This window comes from Canicola haemoglobinophilus (genome assembly GCF_002015075.1).
Lineage (GTDB): Bacteria > Pseudomonadota > Gammaproteobacteria > Enterobacterales > Pasteurellaceae > Canicola > Canicola haemoglobinophilus.
This window is the reverse complement of sequence record NZ_MUXZ01000004.1, coordinates 63,825-86,405: the sequence shown is the minus strand read 5'-3', so window position 1 is coordinate 86,405 and position 22,581 is coordinate 63,825. Positions and strand designations below refer to the sequence as shown.

Genomic DNA, 22,581 nt, shown 5'->3' with positions numbered 1-22,581 from the left:
TTTTATAAATTTAAATCTTTAGTCCATGCATTATAGTAACCGCTATTCTTTCCATAGAGATTATCTTGCACTTCATTAGGTATTTCTAATAAACAAGAGAAAATATGTCCATGTAATCTATCTGTAATGACTTTACTGTAAGATAAAAATTCCTTTTCGCTACGTTGAACAATTTTCTTAGTATAAGAAAACCAAAATTTATTTATCCAATTGTTAATAAAATAAAGTCCCGTACGGCGAGTTATTTCAGATATAAGCCAAAGTAGATTAGCAAGATTTCTTTCACTATTGCTAACAATATCGCCCCAATCTTTCGTTTTAGCCTGTACAGAAATATTATTATCAATTTTTTCTGCATCTCTACGCATAAAATATAAAATTGGGTTATTATTTTTTTGATATTTAGCTAAAGCGCCATAAAGTTGATGTGCCATATCAGGCGAAAGATATACATTATTAGAAAATTTTTTCATTAACTCTTCTGACTTCGTATCTCTTGCAAATAAATGGCAATCAGAATGAGTTTTAAAAATTTGTGCAGATAAATTTAGCTTTTCATCAGTAGAAAAATGAACACTTTGTGGCATTACAATAATGCGATTATTTGGAAATTCCTTAATCAAGGTTTCTCTTAAGCGCTGGCACACTCGATATAAATCGCCAAAATTTCCGCCCCCATGGCATAAAATCGTAGTATTTGGCGTAATTAATTTTTTTGCTTCAGATAAACTAAAAGAACGCACTGAACGTTCCAATCTAATATTAATTTGATTATCTGTAAAAAATTGTTTTGTGCCGTGATAAATCAATAAATCGCCCACATTTAAATGCAGCGGATAATCGAAGTAAAACACATTATTTTTATCAACAATAAGATCATTAATTACAGCTAACTTATTTTTTAATTCCAGCAAAATATTGTTCATTGAATTTCCTATTATCTGGCTCATAATGATTTAAAGCATTAATTGCGTTTACAACTAATGCTTTAGAAAAAATATAAATCTTATTTAAGAAGTTGATTATCCTTGATAACGTCCAACACCTAATTCATCTTCTTTACGAGTACGATTAATTACTGCTTGTGGTGATTGAACTACACGTAATCCCATTTCATCTTCAGTACGAACCACATCGCCACGCAAAGAATTGGTATAAACATCAGTGATCTTAATATCAACAAATTTACCAATCATATCTGGTGTTCCCACAAAATTAACAATACGGTTGGTTTCTGTACGTCCTGTTAATTCCATAATGTCTTTTTTCGATGGCCCTTCAACCAACACACGCTGCTCTGTTCCTAACATTGCACGACTAAATTGTGCAGCTTGGTTATTAATACGTTGCTGTAACAAATATAAGCGTTGTTTTTTCTCATCTTCCGTAACATCATCTGGCATGTCTGCTGCTGGCGTTCCTGGACGAGCTGAATAAATAAAGCTGAAACTCATATCAAAATTGACTTGTGCAATTAAATTCATTGTATCTTCAAAATCTTGATCTGTTTCCCCTGGGAAACCGACAATGAAATCTGAACTAATCTGAATATTTGGGCGCACTTTTTTCAATTTACGAATAATAGATTTATATTCAAGTGCGGTGTGATTTCGTTTCATTAAATTTAAAACACGATCCGAACCGCTTTGCACGGGTAGATGTAAGAAACTAACTAGTTCTGGTGTGTCAGCATACACATCAATAATATCATCGGTAAATTCAATTGGATGGCTAGTTGTAAAACGTAAACGATCGATGCCATCAATAGAAGCCACTAAGCGTAATAACTCAGCAAAGGAACAAATACCACCGTCATGGGTTGGGCCACGATAAGCATTCACATTTTGCCCCAATAAATTGACTTCACGCACACCTTGTTCTGCTAATTGTGCAATCTCAAATAATACATCATCAACAGGACGGCTAACTTCTTCACCGCGGGTATAAGGCACAACACAGAACGAGCAATATTTGTTGCAACCTTCCATAATTGAAACGAAAGCGGTTGGCCCTTCTGCTCTTGGCTCTGGCAAACGGTCAAATTTCTCAATTTCAGGGAAACTTACATCGACCACTGAGCTTTTACCACCACGAATTTGATTAATCATTTCAGGCAAACGATGTAAAGTTTGAGGTCCAAAAACAATATCAACATAAGGCGCTCGTGAGCGAATATGTTCGCCTTCTTGTGAAGCAACACAACCACCAACACCAATCACTAAACCAGGATTTTGTTTCTTTAACTCTTTCCAACGACCTAACTGATGAAACACTTTTTCTTGTGCTTTTTCACGAATAGAACAGGTATTTAATAATAATACATCAGCTTCCTCAGGCACTTCGGTCAACTCTAAACCATGAGTATTTAAAAGCAAATCTGCCATTTTTGAGCTGTCGTATTCATTCATCTGACAGCCCCAAGTTTTAATATGTAATTTCTGCGTCATTTGTATATTTAAAATTAATTCACAAGTAAAAAATCAGTCGGCTATTTTACAGAGTTGTTGCGCCTGTTGCTAGCTAAAAAATCAGATTTTATTTTTTAAATTTGCCTAATAGCGCTAAAATAGCGGCAATTTAATCGGCGGAGAAAAAGAAGATGCAAAAAGATATTATTGTTGTGGGCGGAGGCATGATTGGCGCTGCTTGTGCATCAGGATTAGGCTCGTTAGGATTGCAAGTTCATGTGATTGAACATCAAGCACTTCCTCTGTTTGATCCAACATCAGATTATGACATCCGTATCTCAGCAATTAGCGCAGCCTCAGTTAATTTATTAAAAGATCTTCAAGCCTGGCAGCATATTGAAAAAATGCGGATTTGCCCCTATCGAGGATTAGAAACTTGGGAAATCGAAGGTTTTGCGACAAAATTTCATAGCCAAGATTTACAACTGCCTGAGCTTGGATTTATGGTGGAAAATAACCTGATTCAACTAGGTTTATGGCAAACATTTTCCTCTTTTCCAAATATAACAACAAGCCTTGGAAATACTATTACTCACGTTGAAAAGTGCGGTAAAAATTGGCGCATTTTTTTATCTAATGGAGAAAGTTATCAAGCGCCTCTGATTATCGCTGCAGATGGTGCCAACTCACAACTACGCCAAATTGCTGGGATTGGCTTAACAGGCTGGCAATATAGACAAGATTGTATGCTCATTTTAGTGGATACAGAACAAGAGCAACAAGACATTACTTGGCAACAATTTTATCCTACTGGGCCTCGTGCCTTGTTGCCATTACTAGACAAACAGGCTTGTTTAGTTTGGTATGACAGTCCGCAAAAAATTCGTGAATTAAAACAACTAACAAATGAAAAACTCGCAAAAGAAATTCATCAATCTTTCCCTCAGCGTTTAGGTAACATAAAAGTACAAAAAGCGGCTAGTTTTGCACTCACTCGCCGTCATGCACAAGACTATTTTAAACAAGGCATTGTCTTAGTTGGCGATGCAGCTCACACTATTAATCCACTTGCTGGACAAGGGGTCAATTTAGGTTTTAAAGATGTGAAAGTCTTGCTTGAAGTGATAAAAAGTGCGGTGCAAAATAACGAAGATTTTTCAGAAGATAAGGTTTTACAACGCTATCAAAATCGCCGTAAGCCTGACAACTTACTTATGCAAACAGGCATGGATGTATTTTATAAAACCTTTAAGGAAGAAATATTACCATTGAAAATTGCGCGTAACTTGGCATTGCTAAGTGCAGATAAAATAACGCCATTGAAAAAACAAGCCTTAAAATATGCGTTAGGTTTATAGATCCAAAAAGAAGAGATAGGCATTTGATCTCTTCTTTTTTGTTTTCTTTACATTTTCATCATTTCAATAGCTAAGCGACAAATTTGCACAAGGACATGAGTAGCATCTTGCATACCTTCTAAAGTAATCAGTTCGTGTTTACTATTAAAGTTATACCCACCACTAAAAATATTTGGGCAAGCAATACCCTTTTCTGCCACTTTTGCACCAAGAGTTCCTCCTCGACAGACTTTGTGAATAGGCTCAATGCCAGATGCTTTAATAGCTTTTTCAGCTAAAAAGACAGATTGAGGAACTTTTTTAACGCAATCATACATATTGCTATATTGATCAGTAATACTCAATTCTACTTTATGACGAAGTTTTTTATGTCGATTAAAATCCACCACAAGCATAGTTAAAAATGCTTTACGTTGTTCAAAATTAACATCGCTAAAATCACGAATTAAGTAGTGCAATTCCACTCTTTCTAAATCACCAATAAAATTAGCAAGATGAAAAAATCCTTCTCTATCATTGGTTTTTTCTGGTACTTCATCAGGAGGAAATCCTTGCTGAAATTCACAAGCAAGCGCCAAGACATTAATCATTCGTCCTTTTGCAGCGCCTGTAGGCGTTTTAGCACTAGCAAGTAAACTGCATAAAAATCCACACGCCAAAGCAGAGCTAACACGCCGTATCCAATATTTACCCACACAACTTACCCACTACAATTTGCTTGATGAACAAATGCTTTCGACTCTAGCCTCTATCTATGTTGACATCATCAGCCCTTTAGGGGCACGTATTCAAGTTCAAGGTTTCCCACTTTATCTACAACAACTAAGCATACAAAATCGTATTCGTGCTTGTCTGCTGGCGGGCATTCGCTCGGCAGTACTTTGGCGACAAATGGGCGGTACAAAATGGCAATTTTTATTCTCACGCCGCAAATTGATCGCCACGGCACAACAAATTTATTCCTCTTTGGCTTTTTCTTAGAAAAAAATAACGTCTTTTTAACTCACGCTTAGGAATGATTTTTAAACAATCCAATATTTTCACCGCGCTTTTTTATCAAAAAATTTTTTCAATTTCTAACTCATTGATTTTGTTCGTTTTTTTTGGATTTTCCTATCAATAAAATAGGTTGATAGGCTCAAAAATTAATGTATAAGTAGACCAATTCTAATCCTCATTTTGTTTAAAAATTAAGCGATAGAATAGACGCATTGCATTCAATATAACGGTAAGTGCGGTGGAAGAAGAATAAATTTGCGAGTAACGAATATAAATGGCGAGAAAAAATAAAAAAACATTATCCAAACGTTCATTGAGAACAAATCTAAGACGAGATGTGAAGGCACTTGGTGATCGCACAAAATCCTCCGCTAATTCATCAATTGCCATTGGTCTTCTTGCCAATGCCTCAGGATTAACGGGGCATGGGCATACAATTGCAATCGGTGTAAACGCAACAACCGCTTCCGATGCTATCGATGCAATTGCACTAGGTCATAATGCCTTCGCAAGCTCAAATTATTCAATCAGTATAGGTTATGGTATAAAAGCTAATGAAGCGTCTGTAGTGATTGGTAATAACGGTACGGGTAGTTTTGTACAAAGTGGTCAGACCACAACTGTCGCAAAAGGATCCGTTATTATCGGGGATAAAGCTTGGGTTGGAGACACTGTTGAGAAGTCAAAAGCAGGTAATGGAAATGAAGCAGAGGGTAACTGGACTTTTAACAGTTGATGTATTATTATGCAATGATGGTTAAATGAGAATTGTTAAAGCTTAGAGGCTAGATACCTTCATTCTTTTATTATTTCTCTTTCGCCACTTGCAACGCAACGATTAAATGTTTATTGCTTAGATTATTTTAAAAAAAATCAATTAAGCTATTTAATGATAAGTGAGTTAGTTATTTCATAAGTGAATGAAAGGTAAAATCTATGAACAAAATTTTTCGTGTTATTTGGAGCAAAACGTTAAATACGTTTGTTGTGGTTTCGGAATTAGCGACGGGGCAACGTAAATCTTCTACAAATTCAGCGATAAAACCAAGCAAAATCAATTCTCAACATAATTTATCTTTTGCCTTAAACCCAGTAACGTTGGCGATGGGTATTTTTGCTAAAAATAAGACCGCTCTTAAATATTCTGCGATTGGGGTGCTAGGTACGTTAAGTTATTTAGGTGCAGTTAAAACTTATGCTACAAGTACAAATATAGTATTTACTAATAACAGTGATCCGCATATTATCGCACCACACGGTACTGAAGATACATTTAAGAGTGCAAACGACAAGCTCGGAGCTTTAGGTTCGATTATTTTGAATCCTAGTTCAAAGAACTATGGAAATGGAAGAGGATTAGATATCTCCAAATGTGGTGCAACTTGCACTATATCGGAGATAGGAAAAGATAAAGTTCATCGATTTGGGGTTGCAATTGGTACTGACTCAGAAGCTGAGGGGGATTTAAAAGAAGATGGTAGTAAAATAACCCTAAATAATCAAGCAGACACTTTAGCCAACTACGGGCAAGCAGTCGCCGTGGGATTTAGAGCAAAGGCGAAAGGTTTAAAATCTGTAGCACTGGGGGCAAGTGCAAATGCCTATGGTGGACAGTCAGTGTCTTTAGGTTCAGGTTCCTATTCTTTCCACAGAGCGACCGCACTTGGTAACGAGGCTAACGCAAGTGCTAACTTTTCAGTAGCACTTGGTGATCGCGCAAAATCCTCCGCTAATTCATCAATTGCCATTGGTCTTCTTGCCAATGCCTCAGGATCAACGGGGCATACAATTGCAATCGGTGTAAACGCAACAACCGCTTCCGATGCTATCGATGCAATTGCACTAGGTCATAATGCCTTCGCAAGCTCAAATTATTCAATCAGTATAGGTTATGGTATAAAAGCTAATGAAGCGTCTGTAGTGATTGGTAATAACGGTACGGGTAGTTTTGTACAAAGTGGTCAGACCACAACTATCGCAAAAGGATCCGTTATTATCGGGGATAAAGCTTGGGTTGGAGACACTGTTGATGCGTCAAATAAAGGTAATAATGGTGAAGCCCAAGGTATCACGTGGGCGGCGGTTGCCATAGGTAAAAATTCAAGAGTACATTTAAACCGTGGTGTTGCAATCGGACGTGGTGCAACTGTTACCACAAAAGAAAGTGTAGCAATTGGTAGTGATTCAAAAACAACGGCTAATTTATCCGCATTTGGTTACGATCCGTCAACGGGTAAACTTTACACAGGCTCTGGCAATCAATGGAAACCAAACTTCGGCGAGTTTGCCGTAGGTGATGGCAATACAGGTAATATCACAGGTTTAGCGAACGCAAATTTAACCACATCAAGCACAGAGGCGGTTTCAGGCAAACAATTGACGGATTTAGCCACAACATTGGGTGTTGAAGTAAATACAGACAACAAAACATTTAAGCCTAAAACATTTACTAAAGTTGAAGGCGGTGAGTTAAATAGTGGTGCAACAAATGTAACCAGTGCGGTGGAACAGTTAATAAGTGCGGTCAATAAAGGATTAAAATTCACAGGCAACAACGCTTCTGAAGTTATCACGAGAAAACTCGATGAAACTTTGAAAATTCAGGGCGAGGGCGATACCGCACCGACCAGCACAGCGAAAAACAATATTAATGTTAAAGCTAATACAACCACTAACACATTAGAAATCCAATTGGCGAGTAATCTAACCAATTTAGCAAGTGTGGGGCATGATGCTAACAACAGCATTACCTTTGGTAATGGCGGTTCGGCAACAACATTCAAAGTGGGCGGAAGTGCGGTCGTATTTACTAAAGATAATGATAAAGTGAAAATCAGCAACGTTGCAACGCCGATAGCTGATTACGATGCAGCGAATAAAAAATACGTTGACGATCAAGTGAAAGAAGCCAATGATAAGTTAACCAATAAGGTGAATGAGGTTGATGCGAACAGACCGTTTGTGTTTATGCTGAATGAAAACGGCAAAGAAGTTGAAGTGGTCAAAGGGCGTGATGGTAAGTTGTATAAAAAAGATGAGTTAAAAGATGCAACTTATCAAGATGGAAAGGGTTACATGACAGCAAAAGGTCAAATAGTGAATTCTTTAAGACCTGATCAAACGATGAACGTTACGATTGCCGCAAGCAAAATAACGCCTGATCACCTTGCGTTATCTGTTGGCAATGTGGCAAGCGGTTTAGGGTTGACAGGTAATTATACGAGTGGATCGAAAGGTAACTTAGCTAAACCAGACGCAATCGATGTTGCCAATGCAACAACTAAGATCACAGAGCTTGTTAAAGATAATTCTTCGTTTACAGGCACCGCACTTAACAAAGTGGCGACAGTGGGCGATTTACAGGCGGTTGCGATTGCTGGCTTGAACTTTGCAGGCAATACGGGTACGAATGTTCACAAAAAATTAACGGATACCTTGGCAATCGTCGGAAACAAAACGTTGTTTGAGCAAGCACAACAGAAAGTGTTAAGCGATATGGGGCTAACTCAGATGCCTGATACTTCAGACTCGAAAAGAAGTGATTACGAGAAAGCGTTACAAAATGCGACTAAAGCGATTACTGATCGGTTTAGCGATAAGAATGTTATTACCACAACGGACGGCAAAGAAATTTCTATTAAAGTTGCAGAGCGACCTGAGTTTAAAGGCATTGATGTAACTGATCCAAAATCGGACGATTCTGTTGCAATTGATCCAGATGGTATAAATATTGCCGACGGTCATAAGAGCAATGTTATTGATAAAGACGGCGTTTCAGTTAACGATGCCGATGGCAATAGCAGTAGCTTAAGTGCGAATGGTGTGAACGTAGAGGGCGAGAATGGTTCTTCTGAGTTAAGTGCGGATAATTTATCATTTGAAACTCAAGATGGCCGGGGAAATGCTAAGTATGGTGCGGACGGTGCAGAGATTGTTGACGACAAAAATAACCGCAACAATATTGATGCAACAGGGCTAATTATTGCTGATGATGATAAGAGCAATATCATTGATAAAGAGGGAATTGCGATCAGCGATTCCGATGGCAATAGTAGTAATGTGAGTGCCGAGGGTGTGAATGTAGAGGGCGAGAATGGTTCTTCTACATTGGCCGCAGGTAAACTATCACTCACTGATCAAAAAGGCACGGATTCTGTTGTCATCAACGCAGGAAATGAGCAGCATGGTCCTTCGATTGATTTTGCTCACGATGAAACGGGTAAAGCAAGAGGTAGAATCAACGGTTTAGCGGATATAACGGCCGATGAAACTGATGGTAGCATTGCAGCCAATAAAAACTATGTAGATGCGAGAATCAAAGAAGCAACCTCGGGGCAACCGTTTGAATATGCAACGAAAGGTAAAGATCCTGAAAAAGTGGTAAGAGGATTAGATAATAAGTTGTATAAAGAATCTGAGTTAAACAATTATTATTATGATTCCAAAGAGGGCAAATATAAGCCAAAAGATGCGACTAAACCGAATTCGCTAAATGAAATAGCTAATAAAGATGTGATTGTGAATGTTATGCCAAAAGGTGAGGGCAAAGATCCGATCACGATTGGAAACGTAGAAAGCATTTTAGGCAAAGACGCTTCAACTGATAAAGATCAAGCGGCGAGTGCTATTAAGCAACTTATTGACAACAACGGAACATTAGCAGAGAAAAAAGATAATGTTGCTACGGGGTCTGATGTGGCGGCACTGGCTAAAGCTGGTTTGGATTTCGGTGCAAATGTGGGTGATGATATTCATAAAAACTTAGGCGAAAAAGTATCTATTGTTGGTAAAGACTTAAATAAAGAAGCGAAAGATGCTGTACTTAAAGAAATGGGTATCACTGATGTGCCAGCAGATGGTGCGCCTAACAAAGCCGATTACGATGCTAAGTACAAAGAAGCATTAGCGAAATCTAAAAAAGCGGTCACAGAAGGATTTAGTGCGAAGAATGTTGCGACTGAAATTAAGAATAATCAGGTTGTGATTAAAATTGCGGATAAACCAGAGTTCAAAGCCCTTTCTATTACAGATGAGGCTAACCCTGATGTAACAACGGATCTAGCCCCTGATGGCGTAGTGATTGCCGATGAACAGGGCAATTCACATGATGTTAGCGTAAAAGGTTCGGTGATTACTGATGAAAACGGCAATAGCAATAGTATTACTGCCACTGATGTAGTTTTAAGTAGTGGAGACAACGAAAGCAAGCTAGAGGCTGGTAAATTGACGTTGGCTAAATCTGATGGTAACAACAATAATAAAGTAATTGTTGAAGTAACTGATAAAGGCGGTAAATTAACTGGTTTAGAAGCTCGTGATGTTACTGCAAAAGATTATGGCAAAGGTGATAATGCTGGTCGTGCTGCGACAGAAAGTGCGGTCAAGAAAACCTATGAAGATGTTAAAAATGGTGTTTTAGGACCGTTGGTGTTTACCGACAAAGAGGGTAATCGTCTTGTTAATGTAGACGGTAAATATTATAAAGCTAAAGATGTCAAAGCTGATGGCACAGTAGATCCTAAAGCAGAAGAGAAAAGTAAAGATGCGGTTCTTTCGTTAGTGCATGTAGGACAATCTAATACTGATCCTGTAGTTGATCCTACTGTGTTAAATAACGTTGCACCAGGTGAAGTTTCTGAACATAGTAAACAAGCTGTCAATGGTGCTCAGTTGTATCAAACTAACTTAGCTATCCAAAGCAATGCTTCACGTATTGATGGATTACAAAGCCAAATCAATACTGTAGATAAGAATATGCGTGCTGGCGTCGCTCAAGCAGTTGCGCAGGCTAACTTACCGCAGGTATTCTTACCTGGTAAGAGTACGTTAAGTTTAGCAACGGGGCATTATATGGGAACTCAAGCCTTTGCGATGGGATATTCTAGAGTGTCTGACAACGGTAAAGTTATCGTCAAGTTCAGCTTAGGACATGGCGATAAACAAACCTCTGTAGGTGCAGGTGTCGGTTATACTTGGTAATCAAACATCAATATAAACAAATAGGACGTGTTCAAACGTCCTATTTTTTTTCATAGACCAAAATAACCAGCCACAATTTCGACATTATGTAGCAAATTTAGTCGGAATTTTTGTCCTTAGGGGAGGATGTCAAAATTTATCCGCATGATGAATTAAAACAAAACGCTCCCAAAGTTGTTCTTCGGTTTCGATATGGTTGGGATCGGTTTTGATGCAGTTAGTGATAGGGCAAACTTTTTGACAAGTTGGAGTGTCGTAATGTCCGATACATTCAGTACAAAGTGCGGGGGCGATTACATAAATTTCATCGCCGATTGAAATTGCGTCATTAGGGCATTCAGGTAAGCACATATCGCAGTTTGTGCATTTGTTCGTGATGAATAGTGCCATTTCCCTTAACCTTGTTTAAAAATGGCTGATTATAAAGAATATCGCTAAAAAATTGAATAAGAATTTAATTTATTAAAAATATAAAAACTAATTTGCTCTAATTGCGTTACAAGCTAATCATAACTGAGTATAATGTGCGACAGTTTTCAATTTTACGGCATTATGTATGCAAATGCACAAAACATTAAAGCAGTAAAATAGGAACGCCACGCTAGCGTCCGTTTCAAATATCATCACAATTATTTGATTTGAAAAGAATTTTTTATTCGGATGCCAGCGTGGCGTCCCTACGATAATCTGCTATTTAATCATTGTGCAACTGCCACATAATATCGGAAAATTAAGTTATTACTTTTCATTATGAGTTAATAGCTATATCATTAGCCATTCAACATTAAGGGCGCTTACAATTTCATTGTGAGCTTTTTATTTCTACTCAATACCTGAATAATTCAGGTCCATTAGGGAGAAAACCAAAGCTAGTGGAAAATACAGTTCAAAACAAGCCTATTATTGAGCTTCATTCTCTTACTAAGTCTTATGATACAAAAACTATCATCAACAACTTCAATTTAACAATTAACAACGGTGAATTCTTAACAATTCTCGGCCCTTCAGGTTGCGGTAAAACAACCGTATTGCGCCTCATTGCAGGGTTTGAAGAGTTAAATGAAGGTCGTATTATTCTTGATGGTGAAGATGTGACAGATGTGCCAGCAGAGCGCCGTCCTGTCAACACCGTATTCCAAAGTTATGCCCTATTCCCACATATGACAATTTTTGAAAATGTGGCCTTTGGTTTACGTATGCAAAAAGTACCAAATGCTGAGATTAAACCTCGTGTAATGGAAGCATTACGCATGGTTCGCTTAGAAGAAATGGCTGATCGCAAGCCAACTCAACTTTCTGGGGGTCAGCAACAACGTATTGCTATTGCAAGAGCGGTAGTAAATAAACCAAAAGTGTTATTACTCGATGAATCTTTATCTGCTCTTGATTATAAATTGCGTAAAGAAATGCAAAATGAGTTGAAAGCATTACAACGCCAACTCGGCATTACCTTTATTTTCGTTACTCACGATCAAGAAGAAGCATTGACCATGTCTGATCGTATTATCGTAATGAATAAAGGGACAGTTCAACAAGGTGGTACTCCTCGTGATATTTATGAGGATCCCAAAAATTTATTTGTGGCTAAATTTATCGGTGAAATCAATATTTTTGATGCAACTGTTATTGAACGCACAAATGAAAAAACAGTTAAAGCAAATGTAGAAGGTCGCATTTGTGAAATCTATACAGATTTAGATGTTCAACCAAATCAAAAACTCAAAGTTTTATTACGTCCAGAAGATATTGTTATTGAGGAGCTTGATGAAAATGAAAGTTCTAAAGCAATCATTGGACATGTTGCTGATCGTAGTTATAAAGGCATGACTTTAGAATCAAGCATTATCCTTGATCACAACAATATGAAAGTCTTAGTAAGTGAATTCTTCAACGAAGACGATCCACATATCGATCACTCGGTAGGTCAAAAAGTGGCATTAACATGGCACGAAGGCTGGGAGGTTGTACTAGACGATGAAGATGACCAGTAATAAATTCCAAAACGCCACTGTTAGTGTAATTTTCGGCTGGTTACTATTCTTTGTTTTAGTACCAAACTTATTAGTATTAACAGTGAGTTTTTTATCAAAAGATAGCAGTAACTTTTATGCGCTACCTTTTAGCTTGGAAAGCTATGCAAATTTAGTGGATCCACATTATGCCAAAGTAATGTGGAATTCATTCCGCATGTCTGCGATTGCAACAATTATCTGTTTACTTGTAGGTTATCCTTTTGCTTTTTTCATTGCCAAAATTAAACCTTCATATCGTCCATTTTTACTTTTTCTTGTGGTTTTACCATTTTGGACAAACTCGCTAATTCGTATTTATGGAATGAAAATCTTTCTTGGCGTGAAAGGGATTTTAAACAATACTCTACTTGCAATCGGCATTATTGATACGCCAATTCGTATCTTAAATACAGAAACTGCGGTTATTATTGGCTTAGTTTATATCTTACTGCCTTTTATGATTTTACCGCTGTATGCCGCCATTGAAAAACTTGATCTTCGCTTGTTAGAAGCTGCAAAAGATTTAGGCGCAAATTCATTCCAACGCTTTGTTAAAATCATTATTCCATTAACAATGCCAGGAATTATTGCCGGTTGCTTACTTGTTTTACTACCAGCAATGGGAATGTTCTATGTTTCAGATTTACTTGGTGGTGCAAAAGCAGCACTAGTAGGTAATGAAATTTATGTCCAATTCTTAAAAACAAGAAACTGGCCTATGGGCTCAGCAATCAGTATTGCACTTACAATCTTAATGGCGTTATTGATCTTTATTTACTATAAAGTAAGTAAATTATTAAACAAAAAAATGGAGTTGGAATAATGAGTCGTTTACTACGTAATATTTTTATGTTTGTGGTATACGCTTATTTGTATATCCCAATCATCATCCTTGTCGGTAATTCATTTAATAATGACCGTTTTGGTAATACATGGAAAGGTTTTGGCTTTCAATGGTATGAGCGTTTATTTAATAATGATACACTCATTCAAGCCGCAATCCATTCTGTGACTATCGCATTTTTTGCTGCATCATTAGCCACAATTATCGGTACATTAACTGCTATAGCGCTTTATCGTTATCGTTTCCGTGGTAAACAAGCAGTAAGTGGCATGTTGTTTATTGTAATGATGTCGCCTGATATTGTGATGGCAGTATCTTTACTTGCCTTATTTATGATCGTTGGTGTTTCTCTTGGATTTTGGTCATTACTTTTAGCTCATGTAACATTCTGTTTACCTTATGTAGTTGTCAGTGTGTTCTCTCGCTTAAAAGGTTTTGATAACAAAATGTTAGAAGCCGCCAAAGACTTAGGCGCAGGTGAAGTCACCATATTGCGCAAAATTATTTTACCACTTGCGTTGCCAGCTATTGTTTCTGGTTGGTTACTCAGTTTCACTATCTCATTAGATGATGTAGTCGTATCATCATTTGTGAGCGGTGTAAGTTATGAAATTTTACCATTGAAGATTTTCTCATTAGTAAAAACAGGCGTAACTCCAGAAGTAAATGCACTAGCAACCTTAATGATTATTTTCTCGTTAACCTTAGTAATTCTCAGTCAAATCATTGCTAAAAAAGGGAAATAATATTATTAAAAAATTGTGAAATAATGTTTCACAAACAAATCAATATCACATAGAATACGCCTTACTTTTGGTAAGGCGTTTTTTATTCCTTCAAGTCCAAAAGTATATTCCGCATTGAAAAGTGCGGTTGTTTTTTACTCTTAACAGGAGAATGATAGAAATGAAAAAATTTGCAGGTCTTTTCACCCTAGGAATGATCGCTGCTGCCCTTACGGCTTGTAATGATAAAGACACCAAAACGGCAGATACTCAAGCACCAGCTGCTTCTGCAAATGATACTGTTTATCTTTATACTTGGACAGAATATGTTCCTGATGGCTTATTAGAAGGTTTCACACAAGAAACTGGCATCAAAGTTAACCGTTCAAGTCTAGAATCTAACGAAACAATGTATGCAAAAATCAAAACTCAAGGCTCTGCTGGCGGTTATGATGTTATTGCACCATCAAACTACTTTGTTTCAAAAATGGCTCGTGAAGGTATGCTGATGGAATTAGACCATAGCAAATTACCTGTTATCAAAGAATTAAATCCAGACTGGTTAGACAAACCTTACGATAAAGGTAATAAATATTCTTTACCTCAATTGTTAGGTGCGCCAGGTATTGCATTTAATACAAATGAATATAAAGGCTCTGATTTCACATCTTGGGCTGATTTATGGAAACCTGAATTTGCAGGTAAAGTTCAATTATTAGATGATGCTCGTGAAGTATTTAACATTGCATTATTAAAAATTGGACAAGATCCAAATACACAAGATCCAAAAATCATTGAGCAAGCTTATGAAGAGTTATTAAAATTACGTCCAAACGTATTATCTTTTAACTCAGATAACCCAGCTAACTCATTTATCTCTGGTGAAGTGAATGTTGGTCAATTATGGAATGGTTCTGTACGTATCGCTAAGAAAGAAAAAGCACCTGTAGATATGGTATTCCCGAAAGAAGGTCCAGTTCTTTGGGTTGATACTTTAGCAATTCCATCAACTTCTCAAAACCCAGATGCAGCGCACAAATTAATTAACTATATGTTAGGTGCAAAAACTGCAGCACAACTAACATTAGAAATTGGTTATCCAACTTCTAACATCAAAGCATTAGAATTACTTCCTGCTGAAATCACACAAGATCCTGCGATCTATCCAACAGCTGACGTATTACAAAACAGCAACTGGCAAGATGATGTTGGTGATGCTGTTCAATATTACGAAGAGTTCTACCAAAAATTAAAAGCTGCAAAATAATTTTTTATTGGGCATAAGTTAAGACAAATGCTCAACTAAATTTCTCACAAACTCCAACCGCTCTTTATGTGAACTCAAGGGTTTATTAAATCTAAATTTAGTAGGTCCATCAAATTTAAATACATTTGGTTGGGGTTGGATGAGTTGCACAAATTTCACAGGGTCTAAATCAGCATTCGCAGAAAACTCAATAAATCCGCCATTCAAGGTCCCGTCAATTTTGACAATTTTCAAGGTTTTTGCTAGCAAACGTAATTCTGCAATTTGCAATAAATTCTTACTTGCCTCTGGTAGTAAGCCAAAACGATCAATTAATTCCACTTTCAATTCATCTAATTCCGCTCGATTTTCAGCCCCAGCAATACGTTTATAAAAAGACAAACGCATATTCACATCACCTAAATAATCATCAGGTAATAAAGCCGGTACACGCAAATCAATTTCAACTTGTTGTTGCGTAAGCTCATCTAAAGAAGGTTCTTTACCTTCTTTCAAAGATTTGACCGCACTTTCAAGCAATTCCATATACAAACTAAAACCAAGCGTTTCAATTTGCCCACTTTGCTCATTGCCCAATAATTCGCCTGCACCACGAATTTCTAAATCATGGGTAGCTAAAATAAATCCAGCACCTAAATTATCCAAACTTTCCAATGCTTCCAAGCGCTTAACGGCATCTTTGGTCATAGCTTTTGGATGAGGGGTTAATAAATAAGCATAGGCTTGATGATGTGAGCGCCCTACTCGCCCACGCAATTGATGTAACTGAGCTAAACCAAAATTATCTGCTCGCTCAATAATAATCGTATTGGCGGTGGGTACATCGATACCTGTTTCAATAATCGTTGAGCAAACTAAAACATTAAAACGCTGATGATAAAAATCAGACATCACTCGCTCTAGCTCACGCTCTCGCATTTGCCCATGCCCAACAATCACTCTCGCTTCTGGCACAAGTGCGGTCAGTTTTTCTGCACAATTTTCAATACTTGCCACATCATTATGCAAATAATAAACCTGCCCGCCACGTAGAATTTCACGCAAAATCGCCTCACGAATAACATTATCATCAGCCTGACGTACAAAGGTTTTTGTACTTAATCTGCGAGCTGGCGGCGTAGAAATAATGGATAAATCTCGAATTCCATGCATTGCCATATTCAGTGTGCGTGGAATTGGTGTTGCAGTTAAGGTCAAAATATCCACATTGGCACGCAATTGCTTAATTTTTTCCTTTTGGCGAACCCCGAAACGATGTTCTTCATCAATAATCAATAAACCTAAATCATGAAATTCCACATCTGACTGAATTAATTTATGCGTACCAATAAGAATATCCACTTTTCCAGCAGCTAGATTTTCCAGCACTAACTTTTGTTCTTTTGCAGTTTTAAAACGAGATAAAACTTCCACATTGACAGGCAAATTAGCAAAACGATCTTTAAAATTCTCATAATGTTGTTGCGCCAATAATGTCGTTGGCACAAGCACAGCAACTTGTTTATGGTTCATTACCGCTAAAAAAGCTGCCCGCATCGCCACTTCTGTCTTACCAAATCCCACATCGCCACAGACTAAACGATCCATGGCTTTTTCTTGGCACATATCAGAAATAACCGCATTAATTGCCATTTGCTGATCGATGGTTTCTTCAAATGGGAAAGTAGCCGAAAATTGTTTAAATTCCGCTTGATCATATTGGAATGCAAAGCCTTTTTTTGCCTCTCGCTGTGCATATACATCAAGCAATTCCGCCGCTACATCACGAATTTTCTCTACTGCCTTACGTCGTGCTTTCGCCCAGCTATCACTACCGAGTTTATGTAATGGTGCACTTTCATCTGCTCCACCTACATAGCGACTAATTAAATGTAACGAGGTCACTGGCACATAGAGTTTTGAATTATTGGCATATTCTAAGAGCAAGAATTCGGCTTTAATACCACCATTTTCTAAACTGACCAACCCACCATAACGCCCAACCCCATGCTCTAAATGCACCACTGGCTGACCTATTTTCAACTCTGCTAAGTTACGAATTAAAGTATCAGGATTAACAGCTTTGCGCTTATTGCGCTCACGCTGTTGAACTCGTTGCCCGAGCAATTCTGTTTCACAAATAATGGCTAACTGGTCTTCATTATCAATGATAAAACCATGTTCCAAGCTGCTAATTAATAGGCTTCTAGCTGGCTTATCTTTTTCTGCTAAATGCTGAATTTGTTTTGGTTTCAGTTTTAATGGTGAAAGTAAATCGAGCAGCGTTTCCCTACGCCCTTCGCTTTCCACAGAAAAAACAATATTTCCACTAAATCCTTCAATAAATTGGCGTAATGGCTGTAAAGGCTCTTTTTGTTGTGCTTGAATGGCTAATTCTGGTAAGGCTTGCACAGGCAAATTTTTCTGACGCACAGAAGAACGCGCTAACTTTTCACGTTTCAAACTCAATCTTGGATAATTTTTGAGCTGCCGATTAATTTCATCAATACGCAACCATAATTTTTCTGGAGCAAGTAATGGACGCATTGGGTCAACTCGACGACTTTCATAACGTTGTTCGATGTCCAAATAAAAACGTTCAGCTTGAGCCATGATTTGCTCAAAATCCACAAACAAGGTATTTTCAGGCACATAATCAAACAAGGTTGCCATTTGACTAAAAAAGAGCGGTTGCCAATATTCGATGCCAGCTACTAATGTGCCTTTGCTAATTTGCTGATAAATATGCTCAGGATCTCGTCTAATCTCACCGAAGGTTTCTCTAAATTGACTACGGAAAAACTCAATACCCTTGCTATCCGTTGGGAATTCTTGGGCTGGTAATAAATTAATACTTTGAATTTCCTTTAATGTACGCTGGCTGTCCACATCAAAGGTACGAATACTATCAATTTCATCATCAAAAAAATCTAAGCGAAAAGGCACCGCACTTCCCATAGGAAACAAATCCAACAAAGCGCCACGCACAGCAAATTCGCCATGTTCAAGCACTTGCTCTACCGCTCGATAGCCAGCATTTTCTAGCTGTAAGCGGAACTTTTCGATTTTTAAACGATCACCACGTTTTATTAACAGAACATTATGTTGTAAAAATTCTGGTGGGCAAATGCGCTGCATTAAAGTCGTAATTGGCGCAATAAAAATGCCTTTATTGCTATGCTGGAGCTGAAATAATGCACTTAAACGAGCGGAAATAATTTCTTGATGAGGAGAAAAATTGTCGTAAGGTAAAGTTTCCCAGTCAGGAAAAAAAGTCACGGGCTGCTGAGTTAGCTCAGTTAAAACTTTTTCTAAACTGACCGCACTTTTGACATCTGGCGTAATAACAAAAGTCAGTCCTGGATATTGTTGTACGATTTCTGCTATAGCAAGGCTATCAGCGCCTTGCAATACATTACCTAGAATTTTATGGTCATTTGCTTGAGTGGGAATATCAAAATTAAAATACATCATGTTCAAATTGATTTATGTTGGAAAGTTGCCATGTAATTTGCACTGACATCTTGATTTAAGCGGAAAGTTCCAGTTAACAGATTGTAATGATAGCCGCAGATATGTTTACATACTAAGTCGCTTTGATCTGTCCAATGTAATAGCTCGGCTGGCTTAATAAATTTATCGTAATCATGTGTCCCTTTCGGTAACATTTTCAGTATATATTCAGCGCCGAAAACCACTAATGTCCAAGCTTTAAAAGTTCGGTTAATGGTCGAGAGGAATAAAACCCCATTTGGTTTTAGTAAAGCTCGGCAAGATTGAATGATGGATAAAGGATCGGGCACATGTTCTAACATTTCCATGCAAGTGATTACATCGAATTTTTCAGCGTTAAGTGCGGTCTGTTTTTGTAACAATTCTTCCACTGTAATTTGCTGATAATCAATGCTTAATCCTTGTTCTTGTGCGTGTAATTTTGCCACTTCAAGAGGGGCAACGGTCATATCTATGCCCGTTACGTTTGCACCTTGTTTTGCCATTGCTTCAGACAAAATACCACCACCACAACCAACATCAAGCACCTTCTTCCCTAACAATCCATTAGCTTGCTGTTGAATATATTGTAATCGCACGGGATTAAGTTGATGAATAGGTTTGAAATCGCCTTTGGGATCCCACCAACTTTTTGCCATTTTTTCAAATTTCTCTAATTCTTGTGGATCAAGATTTTGCATTTTTATAAGCTCGCATGAAGGTAAAAAATAATCGCATTATTATTCCCTAACTGCATTAAAAATTCACTATAAAATTTCGAGAAAATCAGAAGTTATGCTATAATCTCGCCAATTTTTTGTACCTAATTAGGAAATCTAAATGACTGATTTTATCCCCAATGTTGCTCCCGTGAGTATCGAAGAAGAACTTAAATCTTCTTATCTCGACTATGCGATGTCTGTTATTGTCGGACGAGCTTTACCTGATGTACGTGACGGCTTAAAACCAGTACATCGCCGCGTGCTTTTTTCCATGGATCAAAGCGGTAATACTTACAACAAAGCTTACGTTAAATCTGCTCGTGTGGTTGGGGACGTGATCGGTAAATACCATCCTCATGGCGATAGTGCAGTGTATGACACTATTGTTCGTATGGCACAACCTTTCTCATTGCGCTATATGCTTGTTGATGGGCAAGGTAACTTCGGTTCCGTAGATGGAGATGCGCCAGCTGCAATGCGTTATACTGAAGTACGTATGCAGAAAATTACCCAAGAATTACTCACTGATTTAGATAAAGAAACTGTGGACTTCTCGCCAAACTATGATGGCAAAGAGATGATCCCTGATGTCTTACCAACCAAAATTCCAACTTTGTTAGTCAATGGTTCTTCTGGTATTGCCGTAGGTATGGCAACCAACATTCCACCACACAACTTAAACGAAGTATTAGACGGCTGTTTAGCTTATGTCGATAACGAAGACATTACTATTGATGAATTAATGCAATATATTCCTGGACCTGACTTCCCGACCGCTGCCTTAATTAATGGGCGTAAAGGTATTGAAGAAGCCTATAAAACAGGTCGAGGCAAAATCTATGTGCGTGCCAAAGCAGAAATTGAAACTAACGACAAAGGCAGAGAAACCATTGTTGTGACTGAAATTCCATACCAGGTCAACAAGGCCAAATTAGTGGAAAAAATTGCAGAACTCGTGCGTGAGAAGAAAATTGAAGGCATTAGCAATGTACGAGATGTATCCAATAAAGAAGGTAACCGAGTTGAAGTAGAAGTTAAGCGTGATGCTGTGGGCGAAGTGGTACTTAATAATTTATACGCTTTAACCCAAATGCAAGTGACTTTCGGGATTAATATGGTTGCCTTGGATCATGGTCAACCAAAACTATTAAACCTAAAACAAATTATTGAAGCCTTTGTGCGTCATCGCCGTGAAGTGATCACTCGCCGTACCGTTTTTGAACTACGCAAAGCTCGTGAACGTGCACATATTTTAGAAGGTTTAGCCATTGCTTTAGCGAATATTGATCCTGTTATTGAATTAATTCGTGCCTCAAAAACAGCAGATGAAGCTCGTGCAGGACTATTATCTCGTGCTTGGGAATTAGGCAATGTTTCAGCCATGCTCAGCGCAACAGGCGTAGATAGCTCTCGTCCAGATAATTTAGCTGCTGATTTAGGCATTAGAGATGGCAAATACTACCTTTCTGATGAACAAGCGCGTGCTATTTTAGATTTACGCTTACAACGTTTAACAGGCCTTGAACATGAAAAAATCGTCACTGAATATCAGGAAATCTTGGTAGAAATTGGCGAGCTTTTACATATTTTAAATAGTGCGGATCGTTTAAGAGAAGTTTTACGTGGTGAATTGGAAAAAGTCAAAGATGAATTTGGCGATGCTCGCCGCACAGAAATTACTTCAGCATCTGGCGACATTAACTTGGAAGATCTAATTGCTCAAGAAGATGTGGTAGTTACACTTTCTCATGAAGGTTACGTTAAATATCAACCACTTACCGACTATGAAGCACAACGCCGCGGTGGTAAAGGTAAATCTGCAACGAAAATGAAAGAGGAAGATTTTATTGAGCGTTTATTAGTGGCGAATACTCATGACACTATTCTTTGTTTCTCCAGTCGCGGCAGATTATATTGGCTAAAAGTTTATCAATTACCACAAGCAAGCCGTGGCGCTCGTGGACGTCCAATCGTCAATATTCTGCCATTACAAGAAAATGAACGTATTACCGCAATTTTACCTGTAACCGCCTATGAGGAAGATAAATTTATCGTCATGGCAACTGCTGGCGGCATTGTGAAGAAAATTGCCTTGACCGAATTTAGCCGCCCTCGCTCAAGCGGTATTATCGCATTGAATTTACGAGACGAAGATGAGTTAATTGGCGTTGATATTACAGACGGCAGCAACGAAATTATGTTGTTCTCATCACAAGGCAGAGTGGTACGCTTTGCCGAAACAGCGGTTCGTGCAATGGGTCGTTTAGCTACTGGAGTACGAGGCATTAAACTTGCCTTAACAAATGATATTTCTGATGAGGAAAGTGCGGTAGAAATTGAGGATATTTCTGAAGATAACGCAGAAGAAACCCTCGATCTCAACGTAGATAAAGTAGTGTCATTGGTTATTCCTAAAAATGAAGGGGCAATTTTAACGGCAACACAAAATGGTTACGGAAAACGCACCGCACTTTCTGAATATCCAACGAAATCTCGTAATACTAAAGGGGTTATCTCAATTAAAGTGAGCGAGAGAAATGGTAAAGTGGTTGCGGCGACACAAGTAGAAGAAAACGATCAAATTATGTTGATTACGGATGCAGGCACCTTAGTGCGTACCAGAGTCAGTGAAGTCAGCATTGTTGGTCGTAATACGCAAGGTGTTCGCCTAATTCGTACGGCAGAAACAGAACAAGTGGTTAGCTTAGAACGAGTTTGTGATGTTGATGAAGACGAAGAAAATCTCAACGAAGACATTGCAGAATAAATTCAATCATCATAATTTCAGGGGCGAAT

The 22,581-nt window shown here is 38.0% G+C and carries 13 protein-coding genes and 2 pseudogenes; 9 read left to right on the top strand and 6 right to left on the bottom strand.

Going from position 1 to position 22,581, the window contains the following annotated elements:
* Nucleotides 1-2: 2 nt before the first annotated feature.
* The gene (locus B0186_RS00995) at nucleotides 3-926 is read right to left on the bottom strand and encodes a polysaccharide pyruvyl transferase family protein (RefSeq protein WP_078217523.1); all 924 of its coding nucleotides are present in this window, start codon (nucleotides 924-926) and stop codon (nucleotides 3-5) included.
* 96 nt (nucleotides 927-1,022) lie between these two features.
* Nucleotides 1,023-2,447, bottom strand: coding sequence for a tRNA (N6-isopentenyl adenosine(37)-C2)-methylthiotransferase MiaB (miaB, locus tag B0186_RS00990; protein ID WP_078217522.1), 1,425 nt, complete (start codon nucleotides 2,445-2,447; stop codon nucleotides 1,023-1,025).
* A gap of 152 nt (nucleotides 2,448-2,599) precedes the next feature.
* Here miaB and B0186_RS00985 point away from each other — a divergent pair, with 152 nt between their 5' ends.
* Nucleotides 2,600-3,766: an FAD-dependent monooxygenase gene (locus tag B0186_RS00985; RefSeq protein ID WP_078217521.1), complete on the top strand. Its 1,167-nt coding sequence runs from the start codon at nucleotides 2,600-2,602 to the stop codon at nucleotides 3,764-3,766.
* 47 nt (nucleotides 3,767-3,813) lie between these two features.
* On the opposite strand, the pseudogene B0186_RS00980 reads toward B0186_RS00985, so the two are convergent.
* Nucleotides 3,814-4,374 (bottom strand): annotated as a pseudogene (locus B0186_RS00980) (zinc-binding metallopeptidase family protein); the annotation flags it as partial.
* 1 nt (nucleotide 4,375) lies between these two features.
* On the opposite strand from B0186_RS00980, the pseudogene B0186_RS00975 reads away from it, so the two are divergent.
* The 3 genes and pseudogenes from B0186_RS00975 to B0186_RS00965 all read left to right on the top strand — a co-directional run.
* Nucleotides 4,376-4,747: pseudogene (locus B0186_RS00975) on the top strand (DUF489 family protein); the annotation flags it as partial.
* Nucleotides 4,748-5,039: 292 nt separating this feature from the next.
* The gene (locus B0186_RS00970) at nucleotides 5,040-5,501 is read left to right on the top strand and encodes a hypothetical protein (RefSeq protein WP_078217519.1); all 462 of its coding nucleotides are present in this window, start codon (nucleotides 5,040-5,042) and stop codon (nucleotides 5,499-5,501) included.
* A 200-nt stretch (nucleotides 5,502-5,701) separates the two neighbouring features.
* Complete coding sequence (locus B0186_RS00965) at nucleotides 5,702-10,744, top strand: YadA-like family protein (RefSeq protein WP_078217518.1); 5,043 nt, start codon at nucleotides 5,702-5,704, stop codon at nucleotides 10,742-10,744.
* A gap of 129 nt (nucleotides 10,745-10,873) precedes the next feature.
* Here the strand turns inward: B0186_RS00965 and B0186_RS00960 are convergent, their stop codons facing one another.
* Nucleotides 10,874-11,134 (bottom strand): YfhL family 4Fe-4S dicluster ferredoxin, encoded by a 261-nt coding sequence (locus B0186_RS00960; protein ID WP_078217517.1) that lies wholly within the window; start codon nucleotides 11,132-11,134, stop codon nucleotides 10,874-10,876.
* Nucleotides 11,135-11,616: 482 nt separating this feature from the next.
* Here B0186_RS00960 and potA point away from each other — a divergent pair, with 482 nt between their 5' ends.
* From potA to B0186_RS00940, 4 genes are all read left to right on the top strand, one after another.
* Nucleotides 11,617-12,735 carry a spermidine/putrescine ABC transporter ATP-binding protein PotA gene (gene potA, locus B0186_RS00955; protein WP_078217516.1) on the top strand — a complete coding sequence of 373 codons (1,119 nt, stop codon included), beginning with the start codon at nucleotides 11,617-11,619 and terminating at the stop codon, nucleotides 12,733-12,735.
* A complete protein-coding gene (gene potB / locus B0186_RS00950; RefSeq protein WP_078217515.1) occupies nucleotides 12,719-13,579 on the top strand; it encodes a spermidine/putrescine ABC transporter permease PotB in 861 nt (286 codons plus the stop codon). Before potA ends, potB begins: the two co-directional genes overlap by 17 nt.
* On the top strand, nucleotides 13,579-14,346 hold the full coding sequence (gene potC, locus B0186_RS00945) for a spermidine/putrescine ABC transporter permease PotC (protein WP_078217514.1): 768 nt from the start codon (nucleotides 13,579-13,581) through the stop codon (nucleotides 14,344-14,346). Before potB ends, potC begins: the two co-directional genes overlap by 1 nt.
* 160 nt (nucleotides 14,347-14,506) lie before the next feature.
* A complete protein-coding gene (locus B0186_RS00940) occupies nucleotides 14,507-15,592 on the top strand; it encodes an extracellular solute-binding protein (RefSeq protein ID WP_078217513.1) in 1,086 nt (361 codons plus the stop codon).
* Between the two features lie 18 nt (nucleotides 15,593-15,610).
* On the opposite strand, the gene mfd is transcribed toward B0186_RS00940, so the two are convergent.
* Nucleotides 15,611-19,045 (bottom strand): transcription-repair coupling factor, encoded by a 3,435-nt coding sequence (mfd, locus tag B0186_RS00935; RefSeq protein ID WP_078217512.1) that lies wholly within the window; start codon nucleotides 19,043-19,045, stop codon nucleotides 15,611-15,613.
* Nucleotides 19,046-19,047: 2 nt separating this feature from the next.
* The gene (gene ubiG, locus B0186_RS00930) at nucleotides 19,048-19,764 is read right to left on the bottom strand and encodes a bifunctional 2-polyprenyl-6-hydroxyphenol methylase/3-demethylubiquinol 3-O-methyltransferase UbiG (protein ID WP_078217511.1); all 717 of its coding nucleotides are present in this window, start codon (nucleotides 19,762-19,764) and stop codon (nucleotides 19,048-19,050) included.
* Nucleotides 19,765-19,903: 139 nt separating this feature from the next.
* Between ubiG and gyrA the strand changes: the two genes are divergently transcribed.
* Nucleotides 19,904-22,552, top strand: coding sequence for a DNA topoisomerase (ATP-hydrolyzing) subunit A (gene gyrA, locus B0186_RS00925; protein ID WP_078217510.1), 2,649 nt, complete (start codon nucleotides 19,904-19,906; stop codon nucleotides 22,550-22,552).
* Nucleotides 22,553-22,581: the final 29 nt, after the last annotated feature.

What these genes read in the sequence shown, in the direction of transcription:
- B0186_RS00965 (WP_078217518.1), top strand. Translation starts at nt 5,702, where the DNA reads ATGAACAAAATTTTTCGTGTTATTTGGAGCAAAACGTTAAATACGTTT.
- ubiG (WP_078217511.1), bottom strand. Translation starts at nt 19,764, where the DNA reads ATGCAAAATCTTGATCCACAAGAATTAGAGAAATTTGAAAAAATGGCA.
- potC (WP_078217514.1), top strand. Translation starts at nt 13,579, where the DNA reads ATGAGTCGTTTACTACGTAATATTTTTATGTTTGTGGTATACGCTTAT.
- B0186_RS00970 (WP_078217519.1), top strand. Translation starts at nt 5,040, where the DNA reads ATGGCGAGAAAAAATAAAAAAACATTATCCAAACGTTCATTGAGAACA.
- mfd (WP_078217512.1), bottom strand. Translation starts at nt 19,045, where the DNA reads ATGATGTATTTTAATTTTGATATTCCCACTCAAGCAAATGACCATAAA.
- miaB (WP_078217522.1), bottom strand. Translation starts at nt 2,447, where the DNA reads ATGACGCAGAAATTACATATTAAAACTTGGGGCTGTCAGATGAATGAA.
- potB (WP_078217515.1), top strand. Translation starts at nt 12,719, where the DNA reads ATGAAGATGACCAGTAATAAATTCCAAAACGCCACTGTTAGTGTAATT.
- B0186_RS00940 (WP_078217513.1), top strand. Translation starts at nt 14,507, where the DNA reads ATGAAAAAATTTGCAGGTCTTTTCACCCTAGGAATGATCGCTGCTGCC.
- B0186_RS00985 (WP_078217521.1), top strand. Translation starts at nt 2,600, where the DNA reads ATGCAAAAAGATATTATTGTTGTGGGCGGAGGCATGATTGGCGCTGCT.
- gyrA (WP_078217510.1), top strand. Translation starts at nt 19,904, where the DNA reads ATGACTGATTTTATCCCCAATGTTGCTCCCGTGAGTATCGAAGAAGAA.
- B0186_RS00995 (WP_078217523.1), bottom strand. Translation starts at nt 926, where the DNA reads ATGAACAATATTTTGCTGGAATTAAAAAATAAGTTAGCTGTAATTAAT.
- B0186_RS00960 (WP_078217517.1), bottom strand. Translation starts at nt 11,134, where the DNA reads ATGGCACTATTCATCACGAACAAATGCACAAACTGCGATATGTGCTTA.